Source organism: Acidovorax sp. Root217 (assembly GCF_001428645.1).
In the GTDB taxonomy this organism is placed as follows: domain Bacteria; phylum Pseudomonadota; class Gammaproteobacteria; order Burkholderiales; family Burkholderiaceae_C; genus Acidovorax.
In genome coordinates this window covers 312,370-336,533 of the sequence record NZ_LMIH01000041.1, presented here as the reverse complement: position 1 = coordinate 336,533, position 24,164 = coordinate 312,370, and the positions used below count along the sequence as shown (strand labels likewise).

At 68.5% G+C, this 24,164-nt stretch carries 22 protein-coding genes; 11 read left to right on the top strand and 11 right to left on the bottom strand.

From position 1 onward, the window contains the following. Window positions 1-202 precede the first annotated feature (202 nt). From ASE31_RS28050 to ASE31_RS28040, 3 genes are all read left to right on the top strand, one after another. Window positions 203-607, top strand: coding sequence for a hypothetical protein (locus tag ASE31_RS28050; RefSeq protein WP_057206018.1), 405 nt, complete (start codon window positions 203-205; stop codon window positions 605-607). A 92-nt stretch (window positions 608-699) separates the two neighbouring features. Continuing rightward, window positions 700-2,544 (top strand): monovalent cation:proton antiporter-2 (CPA2) family protein, encoded by a 1,845-nt coding sequence (locus ASE31_RS28045; protein WP_057206016.1) that lies wholly within the window; start codon window positions 700-702, stop codon window positions 2,542-2,544. Between the two features lie 20 nt (window positions 2,545-2,564). After that, window positions 2,565-3,665: a DUF72 domain-containing protein gene (locus ASE31_RS28040; RefSeq protein WP_057206242.1), complete on the top strand. Its 1,101-nt coding sequence runs from the start codon at window positions 2,565-2,567 to the stop codon at window positions 3,663-3,665. A 6-nt stretch (window positions 3,666-3,671) separates the two neighbouring features. On the opposite strand, the gene ASE31_RS28035 is transcribed toward ASE31_RS28040, so the two are convergent. Next, entirely contained in the window at window positions 3,672-4,883 is a 1,212-nt protein-coding gene (locus ASE31_RS28035; RefSeq protein WP_057206014.1) for a multidrug effflux MFS transporter, read from the bottom strand. 73 nt (window positions 4,884-4,956) lie between these two features. Then, a complete protein-coding gene (locus ASE31_RS31315; RefSeq protein WP_057206012.1) occupies window positions 4,957-5,985 on the bottom strand; it encodes a diguanylate cyclase domain-containing protein in 1,029 nt (342 codons plus the stop codon). A gap of 166 nt (window positions 5,986-6,151) precedes the next feature. Between ASE31_RS31315 and ASE31_RS28025 the strand changes: the two genes are divergently transcribed. The 7 genes from ASE31_RS28025 to kdpE all read left to right on the top strand — a co-directional run bounded on the left by ASE31_RS28025 (window position 6,152) and on the right by kdpE (window position 15,158). Further along, complete coding sequence (locus tag ASE31_RS28025) at window positions 6,152-6,766, top strand: DUF1566 domain-containing protein (protein ID WP_057206010.1); 615 nt, start codon at window positions 6,152-6,154, stop codon at window positions 6,764-6,766. A gap of 240 nt (window positions 6,767-7,006) precedes the next feature. Next, window positions 7,007-7,105 carry a K(+)-transporting ATPase subunit F gene (gene kdpF, locus ASE31_RS28020; RefSeq protein ID WP_057206008.1) on the top strand — a complete coding sequence of 33 codons (99 nt, stop codon included), beginning with the start codon at window positions 7,007-7,009 and terminating at the stop codon, window positions 7,103-7,105. After that, the gene (gene kdpA / locus ASE31_RS28015; protein ID WP_057206006.1) at window positions 7,105-8,904 is read left to right on the top strand and encodes a potassium-transporting ATPase subunit KdpA; all 1,800 of its coding nucleotides are present in this window, start codon (window positions 7,105-7,107) and stop codon (window positions 8,902-8,904) included. Before kdpF ends, kdpA begins: the two co-directional genes overlap by 1 nt. A 47-nt stretch (window positions 8,905-8,951) precedes the next feature. Next, on the top strand, window positions 8,952-11,027 hold the full coding sequence (gene kdpB, locus ASE31_RS28010; RefSeq protein ID WP_157412688.1) for a potassium-transporting ATPase subunit KdpB: 2,076 nt from the start codon (window positions 8,952-8,954) through the stop codon (window positions 11,025-11,027). Between the two features lie 20 nt (window positions 11,028-11,047). After that, window positions 11,048-11,620, top strand: coding sequence for a potassium-transporting ATPase subunit KdpC (kdpC, locus tag ASE31_RS28005; RefSeq protein ID WP_057206001.1), 573 nt, complete (start codon window positions 11,048-11,050; stop codon window positions 11,618-11,620). A gap of 137 nt (window positions 11,621-11,757) precedes the next feature. Then, a complete protein-coding gene (locus tag ASE31_RS28000) occupies window positions 11,758-14,472 on the top strand; it encodes a DUF4118 domain-containing protein (RefSeq protein ID WP_200961175.1) in 2,715 nt (904 codons plus the stop codon). After that, a complete protein-coding gene (gene kdpE, locus ASE31_RS27995) occupies window positions 14,460-15,158 on the top strand; it encodes a two-component system response regulator KdpE (protein ID WP_057205999.1) in 699 nt (232 codons plus the stop codon). The genes ASE31_RS28000 and kdpE overlap by 13 nt, the downstream gene beginning before the upstream one ends. 3 nt (window positions 15,159-15,161) lie before the next feature. Here the strand turns inward: kdpE and ASE31_RS27990 are convergent, their stop codons facing one another. Genes ASE31_RS27990 through ASE31_RS27975 form a run of 4 tightly spaced genes read right to left on the bottom strand, consistent with a single transcriptional unit; the run spans window position 15,162 to window position 18,492 of the window. Further along, complete coding sequence (locus ASE31_RS27990; RefSeq protein ID WP_057205997.1) at window positions 15,162-16,451, bottom strand: TRAP transporter large permease; 1,290 nt, start codon at window positions 16,449-16,451, stop codon at window positions 15,162-15,164. Then, window positions 16,448-17,038, bottom strand: a complete 591-nt coding sequence (locus ASE31_RS27985; protein WP_057205996.1) for a TRAP transporter small permease — start codon at window positions 17,036-17,038, stop codon at window positions 16,448-16,450. The genes ASE31_RS27990 and ASE31_RS27985 overlap by 4 nt, the downstream gene beginning before the upstream one ends. Window positions 17,039-17,068: 30 nt before the next feature. Continuing rightward, window positions 17,069-17,518: a type II 3-dehydroquinate dehydratase gene (locus ASE31_RS27980; RefSeq protein WP_057205991.1), complete on the bottom strand. Its 450-nt coding sequence runs from the start codon at window positions 17,516-17,518 to the stop codon at window positions 17,069-17,071. 20 nt (window positions 17,519-17,538) lie between these two features. Next, a complete protein-coding gene (locus ASE31_RS27975) occupies window positions 17,539-18,492 on the bottom strand; it encodes a TRAP transporter substrate-binding protein (protein WP_057205990.1) in 954 nt (317 codons plus the stop codon). A 216-nt stretch (window positions 18,493-18,708) separates the two neighbouring features. Here ASE31_RS27975 and ASE31_RS27970 point away from each other — a divergent pair, with 216 nt between their 5' ends. Further along, a complete protein-coding gene (locus ASE31_RS27970) occupies window positions 18,709-19,491 on the top strand; it encodes an IclR family transcriptional regulator (RefSeq protein WP_057205988.1) in 783 nt (260 codons plus the stop codon). Here the strand turns inward: ASE31_RS27970 and ASE31_RS27965 are convergent. The 5 genes from ASE31_RS27965 to ASE31_RS27945 are packed head-to-tail and all read right to left on the bottom strand — an operon-like array spanning window position 19,488 to window position 24,082. Continuing rightward, window positions 19,488-20,066 (bottom strand): methylated-DNA--[protein]-cysteine S-methyltransferase, encoded by a 579-nt coding sequence (locus tag ASE31_RS27965; protein WP_057205986.1) that lies wholly within the window; start codon window positions 20,064-20,066, stop codon window positions 19,488-19,490. The two genes, ASE31_RS27970 and ASE31_RS27965, sit on opposite strands and share 4 nt — an antisense overlap. After that, on the bottom strand, window positions 20,056-20,961 hold the full coding sequence (locus ASE31_RS27960; RefSeq protein WP_057205984.1) for an SDR family oxidoreductase: 906 nt from the start codon (window positions 20,959-20,961) through the stop codon (window positions 20,056-20,058). Before ASE31_RS27960 ends, ASE31_RS27965 begins: the two co-directional genes overlap by 11 nt. Then, window positions 20,958-21,902, bottom strand: a complete 945-nt coding sequence (locus ASE31_RS27955) for a glutathione S-transferase family protein (protein WP_057205979.1) — start codon at window positions 21,900-21,902, stop codon at window positions 20,958-20,960. Before ASE31_RS27955 ends, ASE31_RS27960 begins: the two co-directional genes overlap by 4 nt. A gap of 39 nt (window positions 21,903-21,941) precedes the next feature. After that, the gene (locus ASE31_RS27950; protein ID WP_057205977.1) at window positions 21,942-23,627 is read right to left on the bottom strand and encodes an isovaleryl-CoA dehydrogenase; all 1,686 of its coding nucleotides are present in this window, start codon (window positions 23,625-23,627) and stop codon (window positions 21,942-21,944) included. Continuing rightward, entirely contained in the window at window positions 23,624-24,082 is a 459-nt protein-coding gene (locus ASE31_RS27945) for a GNAT family N-acetyltransferase (RefSeq protein ID WP_057205975.1), read from the bottom strand. Before ASE31_RS27945 ends, ASE31_RS27950 begins: the two co-directional genes overlap by 4 nt. Window positions 24,083-24,164: the final 82 nt, after the last annotated feature.

The window sequence follows — 24,164 nt, the reverse complement described above, 5'->3', positions numbered from 1 at the left end:
CAACGCCCTGGCTTACCCTCGGAAATGCCGGAGCTTCTTAGAGCGGCTAACAAAACTCAGCGAAGCGGTTCTGGCTAGGCGCTGCTTCGCAGGCAGTACGAGCAGTACGACAAGACGCTGCAACGACGCCAGAAGAGTTTTGTTAGCCGCTCTTAGAATGCAGGGACCACGCCGCTCGCCAGATCCGCCCCCCTCTCCCTCCATGAAGCCTGTCCCCTTCTCCGTCCGCACGGAGTGCCCGCCTGGCGCCTGTGTCTGTGACCGGGACGCCCTTCTCCAGGCCCCCGATGGCGACACGCGCATCCTGCAGCTGACCCAGACCGAGGAAAAGAAGCTGCTCACCCGGCTGGAAAACATCACCAGCCTGTCTGACCTGCGCCGCATGCAGGAGCGCATGGAGCAGCAGCTTGGCATCCGCATCACCGTCACACCGAGCCCCAACGAAGTGCGCACCCTGCGCGGCATCGCCATCCTGGTGCAGGAGCAGCCTGGACTGTGCCGCAAGACGCGCCAGTCCATTCCGGCCGCGATCAAGAAGGGGATGGACCAGCGCCCCGAGATTGCCTACGAGTTGCTGGACGAGGGCGGCCTGTTCTCCAGCCCGTGAGGGGCCTTCCCCAGGCCTTGCAGGGCGCAGGATGACGCTACCATCTCCTTACCCCGCGTTTCGTTCCCTCTTGTTGTTGTCCCGGAGTCCCCATGGCCGCTGCTGAATCAGGCACCGAACTCGTCAAAGTCGTCGTGCTGCTGGCCGCTGGCGTCATCGCCGTGCCCCTGTTCAAGCGCCTGGGCCTGGGCTCGGTGCTCGGCTACCTGGCCGCAGGCCTGGCCATCGGGCCGTTCGGCCTGGGCTTCTTCAGCGATGCGCAGACCATCCTGCACGTGGCCGAGCTCGGGGTGGTGATGTTCCTCTTCGTGATCGGCCTGGAGATGCAGCCCACCCGGCTGTGGAACCTGCGGCGCCAGATCTTCGGCCTGGGCCTGGCCCAGGTGCTGGTCTGCATCGCACTGCTCACCGCCACGGGCGTGCTGGCAGGGCTCTCATCGGCCGTGGCCTTCATCGCGGCCTCGGGCTTCGTGCTCTCGTCCACGGCCATCGTGATGCAGTTGCTCGACGAAAGCGGCGACACCTCCACGCCGCGCGGCCAGCGCATCGTCTCCATCCTGCTGCTCGAAGACCTGGCCATCGTGCCCTTGCTGGCCATCGTGGCCTTTCTCTCGCCCGCCCCGACCGGGGAGGCCGTCTCGCGCTGGGTCACGGTGGGCGTGGCGCTGGCGGCCGTGGTGGGCCTGGTCGCAGTCAGCCGCTGGCTGCTGAACCCGTTGTTCAGTGTGCTGGCACGGGCCAAGGCGCGCGAGGTGATGACCGCCGCCGCCCTGCTGGTGGTGCTGGGCGCCGCATTGGCCATGCAATGGGGCGGGCTGTCGATGGCCATGGGCGCCTTCGCTGCGGGCGTAATGCTCTCCGAATCCACTTTCCGCCACCAACTCGAGGCCGACGTGGAGCCCTTCAGGGGCATCCTGCTGGGCCTGTTCTTCATGGGCGTGGGCATGGCGCTCGACATTCCGCTGGTGCTGCAGAATTGGCCTCTGCTGGTGGGGGGCGTGGTGGCCTGCATGGCCGTCAAGGGCATCGGCGTGTACGCCGTGGCACGCTTCACCAAGGCTGCGCACGGCGAGGCTCTGCAGCGCACCATGCTCATGGCCCAGGGCGGTGAATTCGCCTTCGTGCTCTATTCGGCTGCGGCTGCTGCGGGCATCGTGGAGGCCCGCATGAACGCGGTGCTCACGGCTGCCGTGATCATTTCCATGGCGCTCACGCCGCTGGCCGTGCTCTCGCTGCGCTGGCTGATGCCGCCCGAGCCCGCGCAGGACATGGCGGGCATCGACGCGGCCGATGGCCTCAAGGGCACGGTGCTGATCATCGGCTTCGGCCGCTTTGCTCAGATCGCGAGCCAACTGCTGCTGGCGCGGGGTGTCGACATCGCCATCATCGAGAACGACACCGACATGATCCGCGCGGCCGCGAAATTCGGCTTCAAGGTCTACTACGGCGACGGCACGCGCCTTGATGTGCTGCACGCCAGCGGCGCACACCACGCCAAATCCATTCTGGTCTGCGTGGACGATGCCAAGACCACCACGCGCATCGTCGAGCTGCTCAAGCACGAATGCCCGCTGATCCCGGTGCTGGCGCGCGCCTACGACCGCCAGCATGCCATCGAGCTGCTGCAGCTGGGCGTGGACTACCAGATGCGCGAGACCTTCGAGTCGGCCATGGGCTTTGGCATGCAGGCGCTGCAGACCCTGGGTGTGGACGCCGAAGAGGTGGCCGAAGTGGCTGAAAGCATTCGCCACCGCGATGCCGAGCGCCTGCAGCGGGAGCTGGCCGGGGACAAGGACGGCGCGCGCAACTTCTTCCAGGGCAACAAGTGGATTGCCACCCCGCTCACGCAACCCCAGCGCGAAGCCAGGGCACTCAACGAAGAAGCGGCCGATGCACTGGAGCAGCAGCCGCAGCCCGCAGTGGCTCCACAGGCCTGAACGCGAGAGGCGCCATGGGCATGCAGGACGATCTGTTCGGTGGCCCGCCTGAGCCACCGCCGCCACCACCCGCAGCGCCCGCCGCCGTGCAGGATGAGAAGTCCCCTGCCCCGCCCGCACGCAAGAAAGGCCTGGGCGTCAGCGCGCAGCCGCAGGACGACGCCACGCACGCCCTGGCCGCCAGCCTGTCGCCCCACCTGCGCCTGGGTACCTCCACCTGGACCTACCCGGGCTGGAAGGGCCTGGTCTGGGAGGGCGAGCATTCACCGGCGCAGCTCTCCAAGAACGGCCTGCCCATCTATGCCCAACACCCGCTGCTGCGCACGGTGAGCATCGACCGCAGTTTCTACCGCCCTCTCACGGTGAGCCAGTACGAGCGCTACGCCAGCCAGGTGCCCGACGACTTCCGCTTCGTGGTCAAGGCCCCGAGCCTGGTGACCGATGCGCTGGTGCGCAGCGAAGATGGCCGGGGCCGCGAGCCCAACCCCGCCTTTCTGAATGCCGACCTGGCACGCACCGAGTTCGTGGAGCCCGCGCTGCAGGGCCTGGGCCACAAGATCGGGGCGCTGGTGTTCCAGCTCAGCCCCCTGCCCATGGACCAGCTCGACCGCCTGCCCGAGGTGCTGCAGCGCCTGCGCGCCATGCTGCTGGCGCAGCCCAAGCTGGCGCCCATCGCGCCCGACGGCATCCTGGCGGTGGAGGTACGCGACCCCGAATGGATCAGCTCGCACTGGATGGCCCTCGACTTCGCGGCCGTGCTGCGCGAGGCGGACGCCACCTACTGCATCGACCTGCACCCCAAGATGCCGCCGCTGGCCGACCAATTGCACATGCTGCGCGCGCTGTGGCCCGGCCCGCTGGTCTGCCGCTGGATGCTGAACCCGGTGCACGGCCCCTATGGGTATGAAGAGGCCGAAAAGCTCTACGAGCCCTTCGACAGGCTGCACCACCCCGACCAACAGAACCGCGAGGAGCTGGCGCGGCTGATCGCCGGCGTGACCGGTGCCGGGCAGAACGCCTACGTCTGCATCAGCAACCACGCCGAGGGCTCTGCCCCCATCACAATCCACGCACTGGCAGACCGGGTGGCCGCACAGCCCCCGGCCCGCAAGAAGGCCTGACGGAGATCAGGCGCTGGCTGCGGCCACCGACTGGTCGCTGTGGCCCGCAAGCGTGATCCAGGCCAGCGCCACGCCCACCAGCGCGCCCGTGGCCATGCCGATCACCATGGGCAGCGGCTTGCCGTTGGCGAACAGGCCCACGATGCCCATGGCGGCAGCGCCCGTGAGCATCTGCAGCGTGCCGAGCAGGGCCGAGGCCGTGCCCGCAATGGCGCCGTGCTTTTCCAGCGCCAGCACCGAGGTGGTGGGAATCACCAGCCCCATCAGCGCGCTGGCCACGAAGTACAGGCCGATCAGCACAGCGAGTTCATCACCGCCGAGCAGGTAGTAGCTGAGCATCGCCACCATGACCACGCCCGAGCCCGTGGCGGCGGCCTTGACCAGGCGCACCAGGCCAAAGCGCTCGCCCAGCGTGGCCGTGAACTGCGAGGTGCCGATGAAGGCTGCCGCATTCACCGAGAACGCCAGGCTGTACTGCGTAGGCGTCAGGCCATAGTGGTTGATGAGCACGAAGGGCGAGCCTGCCAGGTACACGAAGAAGCCCGCCATGGCGCAACCGCCGATGAACACCAGGCCCAGGTAGTGCCAGTCGCGCAGCAGTAATCCGTAGGCACCCAGGGCCCCGCCCAGGCTGCTCTCCACGCGGTCCGATGCAGGACGTGTTTCGCCCAGGCTGCCGTACACCAGCGCCAGGCCGGCCACGGCCGCCACCGCCACCACCCAGAACACGCCACGCCAGCCGGCCAGGGCGATCACGCCGCTGCCCGCCAGGGGTGCCAGGATGGGCGAGACGCTGAACACCAGCATCAACAGTGACATGAGCCGCGCCGCATCGGTGCCCGTGTGCAGGTCGCGCACCACGGCGCGCGGAATGGCCATGCCCGCCGCCGCGCCCAGGCCCTGCACGAAGCGCAGGGCGATCAGGGTCTCGATGTCGGTGGCCAGCGCGCAGCCCACGCTGGCCAGGGTGAACAAGGCCAGGCCGAAGTACAGCGGCGGCTTGCGCCCCACCATGTCCGATACCGGGCCGTAGAACAACTGGCCCGCGCCCAGCGACAGAAAGAACGCCGTGAGGCTCCACTGAACGGCCCCCACGGACGCCCCCAGGCTGGCCCCGATCTCGGGCAGCGCGGGCAAATACATGTCGATGGCAAACGGGCCGATGGCCGAGAGCAGGCCCAGGATCAGGGCCATCTTGAAGAAGCGGGAAAAATGCATAGCCTGCCATTGTCGCGGGCACCCGGAAAATCCCTTATCGGCAGACTGGACCGTTTCGAGGTAAGAGAACTGATCAGTCGACCTGTGGCTCGACCTGGTTGCCGCCGGCCTGCCGTGCCCGGGCCAGGGCGCTGCTGGCGGCGCGCACCAGTTCGTCGGCGCGCTGGTCGCGCACAGGCACCAGCGCGGCCACCCCACCACCCAGGCTGAGCCGGCCCAGGGCCGAGCCCTCGTGGGGCAGTGCCAGCGAGCGCACGGCGACCACGGCGCCCTGCGCCAGGCTGTGGGCCTCATCGAAAGTCGCGCCCGGCAGCAGCAGGGCAAAGGCATCGCCCGCGAACCGCGCCACCAGGCCGCCTGGGCGCTCCTGCACGATCTGGGTGAGCGTGACGGCCAGGGTCTGCAGGCAGGCATCGCCCGCCAGGTGGCCATGGCGGTCCATGAAGTGGCGCAGCGCATCCACCTCCAGCAGCACCAGCGCCAGCGGGGTGGCGGCGCGCTGCGCGCGCTCCCAGGCCTGCTGCAGCACGTGGTCGAACTGGCGCCGGTTGCCCAGGCCGGTGAGGCTGTCGGTGCGGTCCATGGCGTCGATGCGCTGCTGCGCCTCGGCCAGGGCCCGGGAACTCTCCTGCAACTGGGCCTGCAGCACGCGGTGGTCGTTCTGCAGGCGCACCATGGCGGCAGAGCTCCCCTGCGGCAAGGGGCCCGAGGGCACCGAGGTGCCGCTGTGCACGATCTTCCACTCCGCGCCTTCCAGGCGGAACACCAGCACCAGGCGCGCCACAGGCACCTGGCCGGCCGGGGTCTCGCCCGCATCGGGGCCACGCACGTGCACCAGCGCCGTGGCCGAGACCACGTCCTCGGCCAGGTCCTGCAGGCACAGGTCGAGCACCTCGATGCGCATGTGCTGCGGCACCAGGGCAAAGTCCTGCAGGATGGCGGCCACCCACTCGCTGCGGGTGTGCACGAGGTGGTCGCTGCGGCTGGCGTAGCCGCTGAACTGGGTGCTCAGGCGCCCGATCAGGCGCTCGTCGCGCGTGGAGTACAGCGCGATGTAGTCGTCGAACAGTTGGCGGATGAGGGGCTGGCGATCCGGTCGCATGCGTGCGGGTTCCTCGTCAGGGCATCCTGAAAAAACATGCGGTGCACCGCCATGCGGGTCCGCACGGCCCCCAGTCCATGTTCCGGGTGGCGCGCGACGCACTTTAGCACCCCGCACCCAGGGCAGCCATGCATACTGCACGCACTCCCATGCGAACATTGCCGGTATGACGCACATCCCCAACACACGGACGGGCCGCACCGCATCGCTGGTGCTGGCCTGCCTGATCGCCCCCCTGCCCAGCCTGGCGCAGGCACCGAACACCGAGCCTGCCGCTGCCCTGGTGCTCTCGGCTGATGGCAGCCTCGTGATCGACACGCGCGCCAGGCTGGCCTGGCCGCGCTGCGTCGAGGGCATGCAGTGGACCGGCACCACCTGCACCGGCACGCCGCTGGAGATCGACCATGCCCAGGCCCTGGCCCATGCCAATGCCCGCTGGAAGGCCGAGGGCCTGCCCTGGCGGCTGCCGCGCGCCGCCGAACTGCGCCGGCTGGTGGACAAGTCGGGCCCCACGCCGGGGCTCGATGCGCGGCTGTTCCCGGCCGCGCCCTCGGGCTGGTACTGGGCGGTCAACGCCAACGTCAAGGGGGGCCTGGCGGGCAACCAGTACAACTACGGCAATGTGGAAAAGGCCCAGCGCCAGGGCCAGGGCGGCGAGAGCCTGGACACCACGCGCGTGAACCAGCGCTTTGCCGTGGACCTGGCGACCGGCGACATCCGCAGCGACGCGGCCAAGTTCAGCAAACTCCACATCCGCCTGGTGCGCACGCACACCGACTGACGGCACGGCGGGCACCGCCCGGCGCCACGCCGAGCCTTCTCTTTACGCTTTTTTTACGGCACGGCCCGCAGTCTGTGCCCTGTTTTTACGCGCGGATCCCGAGACTTCTCCCATTGCCCAAATGGAGAAGCAAACCATGGATTTCGTCTATATCGCGGCAGCCGCCGGCCTGTGGGGCCTGGTCCTGCTGCTCGTGCGCGGCTGCAGCCGCCTGGAACAAAAACCCGCAGGAGAGCGCGCATGATCGCCGTTGAACTGCTGTATGGGCTCAGCGGCCTGATCGCGGTGCTGCTGCTCGCGTACCTGGTGTACGCCCTGATCTGCGCGGAGCAATTCTGATGACCGCCGCTGCCTGGGCCCTGCTGGGCTCTTTTCTCGTACTGCTGGTGCTCATGGCCTGGCCGCTGGGCCGCTGGGTGGCCGTGCTCGCCACCGGCACGCCCCCGGCCTGGATGCAAAAGGCCGAATCCGGCCTGTACCGCCTGGCAGGTGTGGACCCGCAACAAGGTATGGGCTGGTCGCGCTATGCCCTGTGCCTGCTGGTGTTCAATGGTACCGGCCTGCTCTTCGTTTACGCCGTGCAGCGCCTGCAGGGCCTGCTGCCCCTGAACCCGCAGGCCATGCCCGCCGTGTCGGCCGATTCGTCGTTCAACACCGCGATCAGCTTCGTGTCCAACACCAACTGGCAGGGCTACGGGGGTGAAGCCACCATGAGCTACCTCACGCAGATGGTGGCGCTGGCCGGCCAGAACTTCTTCTCGGCCGCCACCGGCATCGCCGTGGCGTTCGCGCTGATCCGGGGCTTTACCGCCCGCTCCAGCGCCGTGTTGGGCAACTTCTGGGTGGACATCACGCGCATCACCGTGTGGCTGCTGCTGCCGCTGTCACTGGTGCTGGCCCTGTTCCTCGCCGGCAGCGGCGTGGTGCAGAATTTCAATGCCTACACCGACGTGGCCACCCTCGAATCCACCAGCTACCAGCAGCCGGCCTTGGACGGCCAGGGTGCGCCGCTGCTCAATGCCCAGGGCCAGCCCGTGCTGCAGGCGCTGACCACACCCACGCAGACCCTGGCCATGGGCCCGGTGGCCTCGCAAGAGGCGATCAAGATGCTGGGTACCAATGGTGGCGGCTTCTTCAACGCCAACTCGGCCCACCCGTTCGAGAACCCCACGGCCTGGACCAACCTGGCGCAGATGCTGGCCATCTTTCTGATCCCGGCCGCGCTGTGCTTCGCCTTTGGACGCAGCGTGGGCGACCAGCGCCAGGGCCTGGCGGTGCTGGCGGCCATGACCGCGCTGTTCGTGGCTGCGGTGCTGGCCATCATGCCGGCAGAGCAGGCGGGCAACCCGATGTTCGCGCAGCTGGGCGTGGACCAGGCGGCCAGCGTGGCGCAGGCCGGCGGCAACATGGAAGGCAAGGAGACACGCTTTGGCATCACCGCCTCGGGCCTGTTCGCCGTGGTCACGACAGCCGCTTCGTGCGGTGCCGTGGTCGCGATGCATGACTCCCTCACGCCGCTGGGCGGCATGGTGCCCATGGTGCTCATGCAATTGGGCGAAGTGGTGTTTGGCGGCGTCGGCTCCGGCCTGTACGGTATGCTGGTCTTCGCCATCCTGGCGGTGTTCATCGCCGGGTTGATGATCGGCCGCACGCCCGAGTACCTGGGCAAGAAGATCGAGGCGCACGAGATGAAGCTGGCCTCGCTGGCCATCCTGGCGACTCCGCTGCTGGTGCTGCTGGGCACGGCCATCGCGGTGTCCACCACCTCCGGCACCGCCGGCATGGTGCAGGCCGGCCCGCACGGCTTCAGCGAGGTGCTGTATGCGCTGAGCTCGGCGGCCAACAACAACGGCAGCGCCTTCGCGGGCCTGTCGGCCAACACGCCGTTCTACAACATGCTGCTGGGCGTGGCCATGTGGCTGGGCCGGTTCGCGGTGATCGTGCCGGTGCTGGCGATTGCTGGCGCCCTGGCGCGCAAGAAGCGCCTGCCGGTGACGGCCGGCACCATGCCTACCCACGGCCCGCTGTTCGTGGTGCTGCTGATCGGCACTGTGCTGCTGGTCGGCCTGCTCAACTACGTGCCGGCATTGGCCCTGGGGCCCGTGGTCGAGCACCTGATGCTGGGAGTGGCCCCATGAACGCCCCGCGCAACCCTGCCCCTTCCACCCCCATTGGTACCCCTGCCATGCAAGCAACCCCTGCCCTGGCCTTGATGGACAAGGCCCTCATGCTGCCCGCCCTGCGTGCCGCCTTCACCAAGCTCAACCCACGCGTGCAATGGCGCAACCCGGTGATGTTCGTGGTCTACATCGGCAGCATCCTGACCACGCTGCTGTGGCTCAACGCCCTGGGTGGCCAGGGTGACCAGGGCGCCGGCTTCGTGCTCGCGGTGGCCGTGTGGCTGTGGTTCACCGTGCTCTTCGCCAACTTCGCCGAGGCCCTGGCCGAAGGCCGCAGCAAGGCCCAGGCCGCATCGCTGCGCACCTTGAAGAAGAGCAACTGGGCCAAGAAGCTCAAGGAGCCCCGCCACGGCGGCACCTGGCTGCCCGAGCAGGCCGAGAACCTGCGCAAGGGCGACGTGGTGCTGGTCGAGGCCGGCGACATGGTGCCCATGGACGGCGAGGTCATCGAAGGCGTGGCCTCGGTGGACGAATCGGCCATCACCGGCGAGTCGGCTCCCGTGGTGCGCGAATCGGGCGGCGACTTCTCCTCGGTCACCGGCGGCACGCGCGTGCTGTCGGACTGGCTGGTGGTGCGCGTGGCCGTGAACCCCGGGGATTCGTTCCTGGACCGCATGATCAGCATGGTCGAGGGCGCCAAGCGCCAGAAGACGCCCAACGAGATTGCGCTCAACATCCTGCTGGTGGCGCTGACCATCGTTTTCCTGGTGGTCACGGTCACCCTGCTGCCCTACTCGCTCTACAGCGTGAAGGCCGCCCAGGCCGGCACCGTGGTGAGCCTCACGGCCCTGGTGTCGCTGCTGGTGTGCCTGATCCCGACCACCATCGGCGGCCTGCTGTCGGCCGTGGGCGTGGCCGGCATGAGCCGCATGATGCAGGCCAACGTGATCGCCACTTCGGGCCGCGCCGTGGAGGCCGCGGGCGACGTGGACGTGCTGCTGCTGGACAAGACCGGCACCATCACCCACGGCAACCGCCAGGCCAGCGCCCTGCTGCCCGCACCGGGCGTCACGCAGGCCCAGCTGGGCACCTGCGCGGCCCAGGCATCCGCCGCTGACGAAACGCCCGAGGGCCGCAGCATCGTGGCGCTGGTGCAGGCCAGCGGCACGGTGGATGCGCCGGCCGGCAGTGTCACCCCGGTTGCCTTCACGGCCCAGACGCGCATGAGCGGGGTGGACATCGCCCAGGTGGACGGCAGCGTGCGCCAGCTGCGCAAGGGCGCGGTGGACGCCGTGCGCCGCCATGTGGAGGCCCTGGGCGCCCACATGCCCGCCGAGGTGCTGCGCGCCGCCGACGAGGTGGCACGCCGCGGCAGCACGCCGCTGGCCGTGGCCGACGGCAGCCGGGTGCTGGGCGTGGTGGAACTCAAGGACATCGTCAAGACCGGCATCCGCGAGCGCTTTGCGCAGCTGCGCCGCATGGGCATCAAGACCGTGATGGTGACCGGCGACAACAAGCTCACGGCCGCCGCCATTGCCGCCGAGGCCGGCGTGGACGACTTCCTCGCCGAGGCCACGCCCGAGGCCAAGCTGGCGCTGATCCGCCAGTACCAGGCCGAAGGCCGGCTGGTGGCCATGACCGGCGACGGCACCAACGACGCACCCGCCCTGGCCCAGGCCGACGTGGCCGTGGCCATGGGCTCGGGCACGCAGGCCGCGAAGGAGGCCGGCAACATGGTGGACCTGGACTCCAACCCCACCAAGCTCTTGGAAGTGGTGGAGACCGGCAAGGCACTGCTCATGACGCGCGGCTCGCTCACCACCTTCTCCATCGCCAACGACGTGGCCAAGTACTTCGCCATCATCCCGGCGATCTTCGTGAGCACCTACCCACAACTGGCGGCGCTCAACGTGATGCAGCTGACCAGCCCGCAGTCGGCCATCCTGGCCGCCGTGATCTTCAACGCCCTGGTCATCGTGTTTCTGATTCCGCTGGCGCTCAAGGGTGTGCGCTACCGCGCCGTGGGGGCCGCTGCCTTGCTGCGCCGCAACCTGGCCATCTACGGGCTGGGCGGGCTCATCGTGCCCTTCATCGGCATCAAGGCCATCGACCTGCTGCTCTCGGCCATGGGCCTGGTCTGAACACCCAAGGACATTTCTCCATGAACAATATTCTTCGCCCCACTCTGGTCCTGTTCGCCGCGCTCACGCTGGCGACGGGCGTGATCTACCCGATGGTCGTCACCGGCATTGCGCAAGCCGCCTTCCCGCACCAGGCCAATGGCAGCCTGGTAGTGAAAAATGGCGCGGCCGTGGGTTCCGAGCTCATCGGCCAGAACTTCACCGCACCCGGGCATTTCTGGGGCCGGCCCTCGGCCACCGCGCCCATGCCCTACAACGCCAGTGCCTCGGGTGGCTCCAACCAGGGGCCGCTGAACCCGGCGCTCAAGGACGCCGTCAGCGCCCGCATCGCCGCCCTGCGCGAAGCCGACCCCGGCAACACCGCGCCGGTGCCCGTGGACCTGGTCACCGCCTCGGCCAGCGGGCTCGATCCTCACATCAGCCCCGCCGCCGCACGCTACCAGGTGGCACGCGTGGCTACGGCCAAGGGCGTGAGCGCCGACAAGGTGGCGGCCCTCGTGGAATCACAGGTAGAGCTACCATGGCTGGGTTTCGTGGGCGAAGCGCGCATCAACGTGCTGCAGTTGAACCTGGCGCTGGACGCATTGCGCTGAGCCATGGCAGGCAATGATGTGCTCGCTGCGCTGTGCGCAGTGGCCGTGCTGCTGGTCCCGCTGGCGCTGGCCTGGCTGCTGGTGGCACGCCGGCCACGCGGCAGGCGGCCGCCCACAAACACATCCCAGGAACCTTGATGGCCTTGCACAGCGACAGCCGACCCGACCCCGACGAACTCCTGGAAAGTATCCAGCGCGACGCCCAGCAGGCGGCGAGCGGCCGGCTGCGCGTGTACTTTGGCGCCAATGCCGGCGTGGGCAAGACCTACGCCATGCTCAGCGCCGCCCAGCGCGCCCACCGCGCAGGCACCCAGGTGCTCGCCGGTGTGGTGGAAACGCATGGCCGCAGCGAGACAGCCGAGCTGCTCCAGGGCCTGCCGCGCCTGCCACCGCGCGAAGTGCCGTACCGGGACCGCACCCTGCCCGAGTTCGACCTGGATGCCGCGCTGGCAGCAAAGCCTGCGGTGCTGCTGGTGGACGAACTCGCCCACTCCAATGTGGAAGGCTCACGCCACCCCAAGCGCTGGCAGGACGTGCGCGAGCTGCTGGACGCCGGCATCGACGTCTGGACCACGCTCAACGTGCAGCACCTCGAAAGCCTGAACGGCGTGGTGGGCGCCATCACCGGCATCCGCGTGCACGAGACCGTGCCCGACACCGTGCTCGACAGCGCCGACGAGGTGGTGCTGGTGGACGTGACGCCCGACGAGCTGCTGCTGCGCCTGAAGGCCGGCAAGGTCTACCTGGCGCCCCAGGCCGAGCGCGCGGCGCAGAACTTCTTTCGCAAGGGCAACCTGATCGCGCTGCGCGAGATGGCGCTGCGGCGCACGGCCGAGCATGTCGAGGACGATGTGCGCAGCTACCGCATCGAGCAGTCCATCACCCCGGCATGGAACACCGATGGCGCCATCCTCGCCTGCATCGGTCCGCAGGCGGGCGCCGAGCAGACGGTGCGCACGGCCGCGCGGCTGGCGGGCCAGCTCAACGTGCGCTGGCATGCGGCCTATGTGGAAACGCCGCGCCTGCAGCGCTTGGCTGCGGCCGAGCGCGACCGCATCCTGGCCGTGCTGCAGCTCGCAGGCGACCTGGGCGCGCAGACCGCCGTGCTCACCGGGCATGACCTGCCCGCAGCCCTGGTGGCGCATGCCCAGGCGCTCAACTGCGCGACCCTGATCGTGGGCCGCCGCGCCGAAGCGCGCCGCCGCTGGCCGTGGCAGGTGGGCATGACCCAGAAGCTGGCCACCCTGGCGCCGGCCCTGGACGTGATGGAGGTGGGCCACACCCCGAGCACCCGGCGCCTTGCCCAGACCCTGCGCCAGGCAGACGGCGAAGAGCCTGATGCCGGCCTGCAGCCAGGCTGGCGACGCTATGCCTGGGCCGTGGCCGCCAGTGTGATGGCCACGGCACTGGCAGCGCCTTTGCATGGCTATTTCGAGCTGGCCAACATCGTCATGCTGTTCCTCATGGGGGTGGTGCTGGTCGCCGTGCGCCAGGGGCGCGGGCCGGCCGCACTCTCGGCCGTGCTCAACGTGGCGGCGTTCGACCTGTTCTTCGTGCCGCCGCGGTTTTCGTTCGCCGTGAGCGATGTGCAGTATTTCTTCACCTTCGCCGTCATGCTGGCCGTGGGCCTGCTCATCGGGCAGCTCACGGCGGGGCTGCGCTTCCAGGCGCGCATCGCGGCCAGCCGCGAGCAGCGTGCGCAATCGCTGTTCGAGCTCACGCGCGACCTGTCGGCCGCGCTCATGGCCTCGCAGGTGGTGGAGCTGGGCCGCACCGCCACCGAACGCAACTTCGGCGGTCAGGCCGTGGTGCTGCCCACCGATGCACGCGACCAGTTGGTGCTGCCCGACCCCGCGCCCGAAGGCTTCGATGCCTCCGTCGCGGACTGGTGCATGCGCAATGCCCAGCCCGCGGGCCTGGCCACGACCACGCTGGCCGCGCACAGCTGGCACTACGTTCCGCTGCAGGCACCGATGCGCGTGCGCGGCGTGCTGGCGCTCCAACCCGCCCAGCCGCGCTGGCTGCTGATCCCCGAACAGGCCAAGCAGCTCGATACCCTGGCGCGCCAGATCGCGATTGCGCTGGAGCGCGTGCACTACGTGGAGGTGGCGCAGGGCGCCGTGGTGGAGATGGAGTCCGAGCGGCTGCGCAATGCCCTGCTCGCGGCGATATCGCACGACGTGCGCACGCCGTTGACCAGCCTGATCGGCCTGGCCGAGTCGCTGCGCGACGCCATGCCGCCCCTGCCCGCGCACCAGGCCAGCGCCGCCGCCGCCATGGTGGCGCAGTCGCGCGAGCTCAACACCCTGGTCAACAACCTCCTGGAGATGGCACGCCTGCAAAGCGGTGCCGTGCACCTGCGCATGGACTGGCAGTCCACGGAAGAAGTGGTGGGCAGCGCCATCCGTGCCTCCGGCCCGGCCCTCGCAGGGCGCGAGGTGCAGGCACGCATCCCGGCCGACCTGCCCCTGGTGGAGTTCGACGCCGTGCTGATCGAGCGCGTGCTCGTGAACCTGCTGGAGAACGCGGCCAAATACGGTGCCCCACCCATCAGCGTACAGGCCCATGCGCAACCCGAGGCCCTGGTGCTGAGCGTGCGCGACCACGGCCCCGGCCTGCCGCAGGGCATGCAGGGCGATGCCGCCCTGCTGTTCGAGAAGTTCACGCGCGGGCAGGCCGAATCGGCCACGCCAGGCGTGGGCCTGGGCCTGGCCATCTGCAAGGCCATCGTGGATGCCCACCAGGGCCAGATCGAAGCCCGCAATGCCGATGGCGGTGGGGCAGAATTCATGCTGCGCCTGCCCCGCAGGCCTCCTCCACCCCTGAAAGAAGCCCCCGCATGGCCAGCCTAGCCCCCGTTGCCGTCGTGATCGAAGACGAGCCCCAGATCCGCCGCTTCGTGCGCGGTGCGCTCGAAGCCGAGGGCTGGCAGGTGCACGAGGCCGACACCCTGCAGCGCGGCCTGACCGAGGCCGGCACGCGCAAGCCCGACCTGCTGGTGCTGGACCTGGGCCTGCCGGACGGCGACGGCCTCACGCTGATCCGCGACGTGCGCCAGTGGTCCACCGTGGCGGTGATCGTGCTGTCGGCGCGCATCGACGAGGCCGACAAGATCGCCGCGCTGGACGCCGGTGCCGACGACTACCTGACCAAGCCCTTCGGCGTGGGCGAGCTCATGGCGCGCGTGCGCGCCAACCTGCGCCGGCCACGCGCCACGGGGACGTCCGAAGAGGAGGACACCACCTTCAGCTTCGGCGAGGTGGCCGTGGACCGCAAGGCGCGCCTGGTACGGCGTGCCGGGCAGGAGGTACACCTCACGCCCATCGAGTACCGGCTGCTGTCGGTGCTGGTGGCCAACGCCGGGCGCGTGCTCACCCACCGCCAGTTGCTGCGCGAGGTGTGGGGCCCTTCGCACACCGAGCAGAGCCACTACCTGCGCATCTACATGGGCCACCTGCGCCAGAAGCTCGAACCCGACCCGGCCCAGCCGCGCCACCTGCTGACCGAAACAGCCGTGGGCTACCGATTGATGACTTGAAGATCACCCGTGGAAGAACTTGGCAGGCCAGGTCACCAGCCACGGGAAGATCACCATGAGGAACATGACGGCGAACTCGGCGATCATGAAGGGCACCACGCCCTTGGTCACGTCGTCCATCGACATCCTGCCCACCCCCGCGACCACGTTGAGCACCGTGCCCACGGGCGGCGTCACGAGCCCGATGGAGTTGTTGATGATGAACATCACGCCGAAGTAGACCGGGTCGATCCCCGCCGCATTCACCACCGGCATCAGCACCGGGGTGAGGATCAGGATGGTGGGCGTCATGTCCATCGCGGTCCCCACCGCCATCACCAGCACCATGATGGCCGCCATCAGCAAAATCTTGTTGTCCATGAAGGGCTGCAGCAGCCCCACCACCTTGGACGGCAGGTCGGCCACGGTGATGAGCCAGGCGCTCACCATGGCGGCCGCGATCAGGAACATCACGATGGCGCTGGTCTTGGCCGCAGCGACGAAGATGCCGTACAGGTCGCGCCAGCTTATCTCGCGGTAGATCACCGCCGAGACGAAGAGCGCGTACACCGCCGCCACCACGGCCGCCTCGGTGGGCGTGAACACCCCCATGCGCAGGCCCACCAGAATGATCACCGGCAGCATCAACGCCCAGAGGGCCTTGCGCAGGGCCGTGAGGATCTCTGCGGCCGACTTGCGCGGCGGCGGCACGATCTTCTCGCGCCGCACCAGGAAGGCCCAGGTCAGCCACAGCGCGGCACCGATCAGGATGCCCGGCACGATGGCCGCCAGGAACAGCTTGGAGATGGACACGTTGGCCGCAACCCCGAAGATCACCAGGCCGATGCTCGGCGGGATCACCGGGCCGACGACGCCGGTGGCCGCGATCAGCCCGCCGGCGCGCGACTTGTCGTGCCCGGCCTTGACCATCATGGGCAGGAGAAGCGCCGTGAGTGCCGCCGCATCGGCCACGGCCGACCCCGACAGGGCCGACAGGGCCGACAGCAGGCAGCCGGCCATGATGGTCACGTAGCCCAGGCCGCCCTTGACGTGGCCCACCAGGGCCAGGGCGAAGTCCACGATGCGGCGCGACAGCCCGCCGACGTTCATGATCTCGCCCGCCAACATGAAGAAGGGCACGGCCAGCAGCGGAAAGCTGTCGGCCCCGCCGATCAGGTTCTGCGCGAGGATCTGCGCGTCGAACAGGTCCAGGTGCCACATCAGCGCGACGCCGCTGGCCAGCAGCGAGAACGCGATCGGAATGCCCATGGCCATGGCCAGCAGCAGCGCGCCGACAAAGACGACGATGGTCATGGCTTCGCACCTCCGTGGCCCGAGGGCGCACTGCCGGCTGGCGCCTGGGCAGAAGAGCCGAGGATCTGCTGCAGTTGCACGGCTTCTTCCGATTCCTGCACCATCACCAGGTCCTCGTCGGCGATCTGGCCGCTGAGCAGCTTGTACAGGTCGATGGCCAGGATCAGCGCCGCGCACACCGCGAACACCAGGCCCGCGCTGTAGACGATCGCCATGGACGCGCCCGTGGTCGGAGCCGTCACGTCCCAGTTGATGCGCGCCTGCGCCAGGCTGCCCTGGAACAGCAGCCAGACGATGTAGAGCATCACCATGTGGCCCAGCGCCAGGCAGATCTTCTTGCCCAGCGCGGGCAGGCGCTGCACCACCATGTCCACCCCCAGGTGGCCATGCTCGCGCAGTGCGACGATGGCCCCGAGGAAGGTCATCCAGATGAAAAGCCAGCGCGACACTTCTTCCGACACGGTGATGCCGGAGTTGAAGCCATAGCGCAGCACCACGTTGCCGAACACCAGCACCACCATCAGCGCCAGCATGGCGGCAATCACCGCCTCCAGCACGCGGCAGGCGCGGTCCATCCATCGATTCATGTTGTATTTCCTGTGATGGCGGAACGGGACTCAGGCCGTCTGGGCGGCTTCGCGCAGGCTTTCCACCAGCGAGCGCAGCGCTGCCAGGTAGGAATGCGGGCCAAAGCCCTGCACCGTGGCCTTGACCGCTGGCGAGATGATCGAATGCGCGCGCCAGGCCTCGCGCGCGGCGATGTTGGACATGTGCACCTCGATCACCGGGAAGGGCATGGCCTTGATCGCGTCGTGCAGCGGCACACCATGCTGTGTGAGGCCCGCAGGGTTCACGAGCGCGCCCTGCGCCGCGTCGATGTGCTCGTGCAGGAAGTCGATCAACGCGCCTTCGTGGTTGGACTGCAGGATGTCGAGTTCCACGCCGAGCTCGGTTGCGAGCGTCTGCAGGCGCTCGTTGATCTGCGCCAGCGTGGTGGTGCCGTAGATGTGGGGTTCGCGGCGCCCGAACAGGTTCAGGTTGGGGCCGTGGAGGACGAGGATTTTCATGGGTGTTCGCGCCGAATGTCTTACTTGCGGATGCGGGCCAGTTCGTCGTTGTAGAGCTTCACGATGGCCGGGTCGTAGGTGGCCGCGAACTTCTCGATCACCGGCTTGGCGATCTGCTGCATGCGCGCCAGTTCAGCGGGTGCGATCTCGTTGTAGGCCATGCCCTTGGCCTGCAGGTCGCCCACCGACTTCTGGGCCGCGGCGCGGCTCACCTGGCGCTGGTAGCCGCGCGCCTCGTTGGCGGCGTCGTTCATCATCTTCTGTTCGGCGGGCGTGAGCTGGTCCCAGAACTTCTTGCTCACCAGCACGATGTTGGCGGCATAGACGTGGTTGGTGGCGCTCACGTACTTCTGCACCTCGAACATCTTGTTCGACAGGATCACCGCATAGGGGTTCTCCTGGCCATCGACCGCCTTGGCTTCCAGCGCGCCATAGAGCTCGGCAAACGGCATGGGCACGGGGTTGGCCTTGAAGGCCTTGAAGGTCTCCAGGAACACGGGGTTTGGGATCACGCGCAATTTGAGGCCGTCGAAGTCATCGGCCTTGGTGATGGCACGCTTGCTGTTCGTCACGTTGCGAAAGCCCAGGTCCCAGTAACCCAGGGCGACCAGGCCCTTTTCGGGCAGCTTGGCGATCAGCGCCTGGCCCAGTGGGCCGTCGAGCAGCGCATCGGCCTGGGCGAAGCTGGCCACGGCGAACGGAAAGTCCACCAGCCCGAATTCCTTGACGATGCCGGCCAGCGAGGTGGTGGCCGGTGCCGACATCTGCTGCACGCCGCCCTGCAGGGCCGACTGCTGCTGCATCTCATTGCCCAGTTGCGAAGCGGGGAACTCCATGACCTTCATCTTGCCGCCGCTCTTGGCGGCCAGCAGCTCGCCAAAGCGCTTGACGCCAAAGCTCACGGGATGGTCGGCGTTGTTCAGGTGGCCGAAGCGGATCACGCGCTCCTGCTGAGCGGCGGCGGGCAGCGCCATCAACAGGGACAGGCCGGCGGCCGCCAGTATGCAAGCAGTTTTTTTCACGGGACATCTCCATCAAAAGTCGAACCAGGGACATGCAGCCGGAAGACCGGTTGCGCCATGGGGATTGATGGTAGTTAAAAAGTGGAAACACTTTCCATAGTAGAAACCCTTTAACAATTTTTGGTACATTGACGACAGTACAAAGACGATCACCGAAAGAGACCCGCCATGAGCAGCATCCTCGAGCGCAGTTTCAAAGTCCTGGAGCACCTGGCCCCGCACCCCGAGGGCAAGGCCCTGTCGAGCCTGGCCTCGGAGCTCGACATGCCGCTGAGCGCCACCCACCGCCTGCTGGCCGAGCTGGTGCGCTGTGGCTACGTGCGCCAGGACCACAGCCAGGGCAACTACATGCTGACCATCAAGCTGGTGTCGCTGGGCCTGGGCTTTCTGAGCGCCACGGGCGTGGTGGACATCGCCCAGCCGCTGCTGGACCGGCTGGCCGCCGAATCCGGGGAGCTGGTGCGCCTGGCGGTGGTCGATGGGGACGAACTGACCTTCGTGGCCAAGGCGCAGGGGGCCATGCGCGGCCTGCGCTACGACCCGGACATGGGCCTGTCGGTCAACCTCTCATGCAGCTCGGCCGGCCATGCCTGGCTGTCCACCATGAGCGACGAGGAGGCGCTGGCCCTGGTTGCGCGCCAGGGCTTTGGCCAGCCCGAGGACTATGGCCCGAACGCGCCCACCACGGTGAAGGCGCTGCTGGCCTACCTGCGCACGGCGCGCCAGCAGGGTTTCAGCACCATCGTGGAGGTGTTTGCGCCGGCCATGACGGCCATGGCCGCGCCCATCCGCCGGGGCAACGGCACGGTGATCGGGGTGGTGACGATTGCCGGCCCGCTGGTGCGCCTGACGCCTGAGCGCATGCAGGCCCTGGGCCCGGCCCTCTTGAACACCACGCACGAGCTGGCCATGGCGAGCGGCGGGTCGGCTCTGTTGAAGAAACGGGGTTAGTGGCGCGGCGCGAACAAAGCCAGCGTGTCGTGGGCAAACGCGCCCTCGATCTCCAGCATGCGCATCTTGGTGGCGGCACCCCCGCCAGCCGAGAAGCCGCCGGTCTTGCCGCCTGCGGCGAGGATGCGGTGGCAGGGCACCACCGGCGCAAACGGGTTGTGGCCCAGCGCCTGGCCCACGGCGCGTGCGGCGCCGGGTTCGCCCAGCGCGGCGGCCATTTCGCCATAGGTCTTGGTCTTGCCGGGCGGTATGCGCCGGGCCAGTTCGTACACGCGCGCATTGAAGGGCGGTACGCCCTCGGTGGCCAAGGGCACGTCGAGCAGATCGTCGTGCGCGCCTGCGAGCAAAGCCACCACGCGGGCCGCCCAGGTGGCCACTTCGGGTGGCATCGCGGACTCAGGCGCGCCCGGAAAGCGCCGCTGCATGCGCGCACGGGTGTGCGCCTCGCCCGCGTCCTCGGGCAGTTGCACACCGACCAGCAGGGGGCCATTCCAGGCCAGGCCGCAGTGCCCCACCGCCGTGGCAAACAGCGCGAAGCCCTGGGCCACTGCAGGCCCGCGTTTTTCAGTCTGCACGCAAGGCGGCCTTGAGTTGCTCGCCGATCTCGGGCTTGCCCGCGAAGGGATCGGTGGGGTTGCGCCCCAGCATGATGTCTTCCATGCGCGTCTGCACCGAGGCAATCGCCTTGGGGTGGCTGTAGATGTAGAACTGGCCGGCCGCAGCCGCGTCGAACACCTTTTGCGCCACTTCGGCCGCCGTCACCTTGCCGCTGCCCACGGCCTTGTCGCTCATGGCCTGGCCAATGAGCTGGCTGCGGGTGGGCTTGCCGGCCGGCAGTTCGCCGGGGCGGTTGCGGTGGCTCTGGGCGATGCCGGTGGGCACGAAGAAGGGGCACAGCACGCTGGCGCTGACCTGGTCGGTCACCAGGGCCAGGTCCTGGTACAGGGTTTCGGACAGGCTCACCACCGCGTGCTTGCTCACGTTGTAGATGCCCATGTTGGGCGCATCGAGCAGGCCGGCCATGCTGGCCGTGTTGACGATGTGGCCGCGCCAGGCCGGGTCTTTCTTGGCGGCGGCGAGCATCATGGGGGTGAACAGGCGCACACCGTGCACCACACCCCAGAGGTTCACGCCCAGCACCCATTCCCAGTCCTTCAGGGAGTTCTCCCACACCAGACCGCCCGCGCCCACGCCGGCGTTGTTGAAAACCAGGTGCGGCGCGCCGAAGCGCTGCTCCACATCCACCGCCAGTTGCTCCATCTGCGCGGCGTCGGACACGTCCACCTTGCGCGCCAGCACCTGGGCTCCAGCATCTTGCGCCTCGGCAGAGGCTGCGTCGAGGGCGTCCTGCTGCACGTCCACCAGCACCAAATTCATGCCCAGGCGCGCGCCGATGCGCGCGCATTCGAGGCCGAAGCCCGAGCCCGCGCCGGTGAGAACGGCCGTCTTGCCTTTGAAGTCGTCGATCATGTGGGTTTCTCGGCCTTTCGCAATGTATAGCCAATCCGGGGGAAGTGCACGTGCAGCGTGCCGGCACGCGGGTCGGTGCGGCGCAGGGTGTAGCGGGTGCGGGTGGCGGCGATCAGCTCGCCCTCCGTGGGTTCGGTGCCGAAGCTTTCGGCGGCAATCGTCACCAGGCTGCCCAGGGCAATGCCGTGGTCGTCCTGGAACAGGTCGTCGGCCAGCGGCAGCGGGTCCAGCCCCGCAGCCACGGTGATGGCGTCTTCGGACGTGAGCTTTTCCATGCGGCCATGGCCCAGCGCCGCCACGCGGTCCATCCATTCGAGCACGGCGGGCGTGGCGCTGAAGATGTCGGCCATCACCGGCACGCACTGGCGCGTGAACCACAGCGGGTGGTAGGCGGCAAAGTCGGCCAGGCAGGGCTCGGCGCCGAACAGAAAGTCATGCTCTTCGGCCATGTGCGCGATGCGCCGCAGGTACGAGCGGTAGGCTCCCGTGGCATCGGCCGGGCGCAGCCGCTGCATGCCCGCGCTCATCTCGCGGCGGTCTTCGCCAAAGGCCTGGGCTGCGGCAGGGGGCAGGTTGGCGAACATGGCCGACGCGCCCTTGGGCTGCAGGTTGTAGGCCATGGCGGCCCAGAACAGCGTGGTGTCGGCCCACTGCGCGAACACGCGCGCCACGCCCTTGAGGTGCGGCGGGTAGAGCACCGGCTCGGGCTGCACATGCTCGAGCACGTCGCAGATCAGGGCCGAGTCGCAGTAGATGTCGGCGCCGATCTGCAGGAACGGCGTCTTGCGGTAGCCGCCCGTGAGGGCCACCACGTCGGGCTTGGGCGCGATGCTGGGAATGATCACGGACTTCCAGGCCAGCTGCTTGTAGCCCAGAGCCAGACGGATCTTTTCCGAGAAGGGGGACGATGGGTAATGGTGCAGGATAAGGGGCGTGGTCATCGGGGGTTCTCCAGCAATGCAAGGGTTGTTTGGTGAGGGTCAGGCAGGCAGCGCGCGGTCCAGCAGCGCATCGAAATCCACGCCCGCGCCCAGGGTGCCGAAGCTGTAGCCCCAGTCGCCGCCCAGGCGCGATGCGCAGAAGGCGCCGAACACGCTGGCGGGCGCACTGCGGTACAGCAATGCCGCCTGCACGGCCAGGGCCACATCCTGCGCCAGACGCCGGGCCTCGGCCTCGGTGGTCATGGCGTCCACGCGCAGCGGCAGCGCGCTGGCCATGCGGTCCAGCGCCGGATGGGCGCCGCGTGCGGGGGCCAGTTCGTCGGCCAGGGCGGCGGCCGTATCAGCGCGGCGCACGGCGCGCAGCAGGTCCAGCGCCATGATGTTGCCCGCGCCTTCCCATATGGAATTGAGCGGCATCTCGCGGTAGATGCGGGCCATGGTGCCTTCGCCGCCCTCCTCCACGTAGCCATTGCCGCCCAGGCATTCCATGGCCTCCTGCGCAAAGGCGCTGCCGCGCTTGCAGACCCAGAACTTGGCCACGGGCGTGAGCAGGCGCGCCATCACGGCCTCGTGCGGGTCGGAGTCTTTCTTGTCGAAGGCACTGGCCAGGCGGATGGACAGGGCCGTGGCGGCCTCGCTCTCCAGCGCCAGGTCGGCCAGCACATTGCGCATCAGCGGCTGCTCGATCAGCTTCTTGCCAAACGCCATGCGCTGGCGCGTGTGGTGCAGCGCCAGCGACAGCGCCTGGCGCATGAGGCCGCTGGTGCCCAGCGCGCAGTCCAGGCGCGTCATGGTGCCCATCTCGAGGATCTGGGCCACGCCGCGCCCTTCTTCGCCAACGCGCCAGGCCGTGGCGTCGATGAACTCCACTTCGGAGCTGGCATTGGCATGGTTTCCGAGCTTGTCCTTGAGCCGCTGGATACGGATGGCATTGAGCGTGCCCTCTGCGCCATCGCCAGGAAGCACCCTGGGCAGGAAAAAGCAGGTGAGCCCGCCCGGCGCCTGGGCCAGCACCAGGAAGGCATCGCACATGGGGGCCGAGAAGAACCACTTGTGGCCCGTGAGCCGGTAGCGTGCGCCCCAGGCGTCGCTGCCGTCGGCCACGGCCTGCGTGGTGTTGGCGCGCACGTCCGAGCCGCCCTGCTTCTCGGTCATACCCATGCCCATGGTGAGCGCGGACTTCTGCGAGAACAGCGCCAGGCGCGGGTCGTAGCGGGTGCTGGCCAGGCCGGCATTCCAGTCGGCCCACACCGCGGGGTTGCCGCGCAGCGCCGGGGTGACGGCATAGCTCATCGAGACGGGGCACAGCACCGAGGGCTCGGTCTCGGTGAAGAGCATGAAGCCCGCTGCGCGCTCCACATGCGCGTGCGCGGCGCCCGCACCCGTGCGCGACCAGGGCGTGGCGTGCAGGCCGTGGCGCAGCGCCGCACCGATCAGCGCGTGGTAGCTGGGGTGGAACTCCACCGTATCGGTGCGGCGGCCCACGCGGTCGTGCGTGTGCAGTTCGGGCTTGTGGGTGTTGGCCAGGCGCGCGTGCTCCTGCATCGTGGCCGAGCCCATATCGGCGCCCAGGGCCGTGAGCGCGCTGCGGTCCAGCGCCGGGGCATGCAAGGCCACGGCATCCTGCAGCGGCCGGTTGCTGGTGAACAGGTTCACATCCGAGAGCGGTGCACTCTGGTTGAAGACCGTGTGCGTGGTGGAAACCGTGGCGGACAGAGGGGTCATGGTGCACTCCACAGCATTTCGATATGGGGGATGTCGTCCTCAAGGTACTCGTCCGACACCGCCACGAAACCCAGGCTGCCATAAAAACGCTGCAGGTGCGCCTGGGCACTGATGCGCACGCTGTGGCCCGGCCACGCCTGCGCACAGCGGGCCAGGCCCTCCTGCATCAACAGCCGCCCGGTACCGTCGCCACGGGCTTCCTTCGCGGTCACCACACGGCCGATGGAAGGCTCGGGGTAGTTCACGCCCGGGTCCACCACGCGCAGGCAGGCCAGCAGCGCACCGGCACCATCGTAGCCCAGCAGGTGCCAGGATTGCTTGTCGGCCCCGTCCGGGTCCTGGTAGGGGCCCTGCTCCAGGATGAAGACCTTGCAGCGCAGAGCCAGCGCGTCGTGCAGCGCATGCACGCCGAGGTCATCGAAGCGGGCCCAGGTCCAGTGCAGGTTCAACGCCATAGGTGCACATTCCTCATGTCAACTACCCATACATACCACTTGCACCACCCGCAGCCCATGAAACAGGCGCGCCGAAGCCAGC